General features: G+C 33.9%; 1 protein-coding gene. It reads right to left on the bottom strand.

The features are described 5' to 3' along the window. Positions 1–22: 22 nt before the first annotated feature. A partial coding sequence (locus Q0546_RS05275) for a hypothetical protein (RefSeq protein ID WP_298791181.1) occupies positions 23–2,914 on the bottom strand: 2,892 nt, incomplete at its 5' end.

Genomic DNA, 2,914 nt, shown 5'->3' with positions numbered 1-2,914 from the left:
GGTTAAATTTATAGCGCCGCATCTAACCGTCAAACGAGCCATATTGCTCCTCAAAGCTCATTGCATATACTACTATGTAGTCATTTTTTACGATTGCTTGCAGATTTTTATGTAGTACCTTACCCCGGCTATTAAATCGATCCCAGTCTAAGTCATTAAAATTTTCAGAATTTAACATAAAATCATGCTCCCAATCATTAAGTTCTTTATCAAGCAACGTACCTTCTAAATCATACTTTTTAAAACAGTATATGCCGCTAGCAGAACCTTCATTCCACAAATAAGTATCACCGAAATCTGGATACATCTCTACGATAAATTGATGTAGCCAGCTTGATATCGGCTCATCTATATGACTCCATTCTTCATTAATAACTAGCTCTATATTTGCCTTATTGCTATCGCTTAAAGCATTATATATAAAATATGGGCATCCATCATGATTATTTTTTGGATACTCGACATACCCGTTTTTATCCTGTTTTCCTAGTTGCATAACTTCAAAATAGGCATTTCTTAGGTTTTCGTCATAATTTCCTAATGCATTTTGCAAAAATTCCACCCTACTATCGTATGACATATTTTTAAATTTAGTACAATAGCCTCTTTTTATATCAATTGATTTAACATTTAAAAACATATCTCTTTCAAATAGCTCTTCAATATTGAAAGCAATAGAGAGCAAGGAAGTAAAATTTTCATTAAATTTGAGGTATACGCCTGAATCGCTAAAACGCACGCACCTATATTTTTTTTCAAAATGTTCATTGCTAGAGTTCTTTACTAGATTTTGGAGCCTTGAACACTCTTGCATTATTCCAACTTCATCGGCATCAAGAAGCAGATCTCCTAAAAGTTTAGCGATTTTTTTATCTGACTCCACATAATCTTTTACTCTTTTTAGCATATCGTATACGGTATTGATCTTAATATAATTATCGCAACATTTGCATCTTGAAATGTTTAAGATAGAATTATAATACTCCATAGAACCCTTATTTGGCTCCGTATCTCTATTGCGAGTGATTGTTTGAATGATTTTCTTTGGAACATCATAACATGATGCAACTACGCGTAGGGCAGCGTTTCTAGTGTTAGTTACGGGACAGTTTAAACCGGCTTGAACCAAATCAATACTGACAATTTGATTAAATTCTCTCATTTTTTGCAAAATAATAGATAAATCGCTGTGTTTTCCGAAATTTCCGTTAAAGCCTAGCTCGTCACCAATACCGGCAGATATGTTTTTAAGATCTAGCAACTTCTCGGCAAGCATACAAACCATTCTAAACTCATCAATATTATCCGTTTGAGCCAGCGAATACCAATCCGAGAAATTATCATTTTGCATTGCGTAGTTAAATAAATCTTTCCAAATATTTATATTTAAAGCTTTTGCGATGTTTCTTGCTTTATGGTCAAATACGTTTTTCCTTACCTGTTCTTCCCAGCTATAATTTTTATTATAGGCAATATCTGAAATTTGATCAACCAACTTGTCTTTTTCTTCTTTGCCCCATCCGATTTGTTCCCAATCGTCCCTTATAAAATAAAATATGTCACAGAGCTTATTAAATCTGTCTATATTCATATTTTGCCTCAAAGACTCTTTGAGAAAAAGCTCCACTGCTTCCTTTGCGTCCACATACTCAAATATCTTATTTTCATGATCATCTATCAACCCGCATATAATATCACCTGCGCAATCATATAGATCATCATTCCACCCTTTTTTTATGTGAGATAACAAATCTCCTCTACTTGCACAAATATAAGCAGTAAATTCACAACCCAAACTACATTTATAGCCATGATAGATCATCCAAGTTTTTATCTCGTCATTGGTAGCATCAAGACCCTTTAAGTAATTCAATCTACCATGTCCGTCGGTTAGTTTTGCCATTTTAAATACACTATCGTTTTTTTGTTTCATTTCAAATGAACATGTAGTATATATAGAAAAATCATCCGCCAATCCAAGAGTAAATAGCAAGTCGTCTATTTCTTCAGACCCACAATACCATGTGGCACATATACCAAATTTGATCGGTTCTTTATGCACAGCTCTTTTCATAAAAAACACACCGACTCTTAGTGCAGTTGAATACAGCTCATCGTCTCGAGAAATCATCTCCACAAAATCATAGCCATATACGCAAGCGCTTTGTGTTAAAAGAAACGTATATAAATTTGCCAACTTGATCTCTAAAGTATCGTTATCGCACAAATCCTCTTTTTTATATACCTCATGTATATCACTAATCATATCAATTATTTTAGCGGCCACTGCCTTGCCTTCCTCGCTATTCCAGCCACCATATATTGCCTCTAGCGCGCCTGGAATAAAATTTATATCCCGCAATTCAGGCTTAGACAAATAATAATCCTTTTTATCGGGCATTTCATATTGTCTATCGATGCACAACTTTCCATCTTGAATATTTTCTTTTACCCACTGTATTATCGACATTTTCCCATTTAAAATATCGCTTATTAATAGCTCGGTATTTTCGTTAAATTTAGATAATTTTTTATACTCAACCACGCACTCTTTCGGCAAAATAGTTGCGAGATCATCAGTTAGTTCTTTACCCATTCTGTCAAATTCCATCAATTCATATTGCGTAAAATTTGATATGTCTATTTTTAACCACTCTTGAAATTTTCTATCTAGGACACTGTTGTATTTAATGCTGAATTGTCTAAAAAGGTCATCCAAATTGACCCTATCGCCGTCTTCGCACGATATGGCGCTCGTTTTGTATTTGTCAACATTGTAGTCTACATAAAATAGTCTTATTTCTGCAAAAATATCTCCTGAGTACTCAACCCTGGCACTATTTTTTAAAAAAGATTTTAATCTCCTTGCAAGACTCAATCCTTCTTGATTAAATTTTCCCTCATCCCAATATTC

Source organism: uncultured Campylobacter sp. (assembly GCF_937997465.1).
Taxonomy (GTDB): domain Bacteria; phylum Campylobacterota; class Campylobacteria; order Campylobacterales; family Campylobacteraceae; genus Campylobacter_A.
Note: the sequence above shows the minus strand (reverse complement) of the source record. Positions and strands in the feature narration are given on the sequence as shown.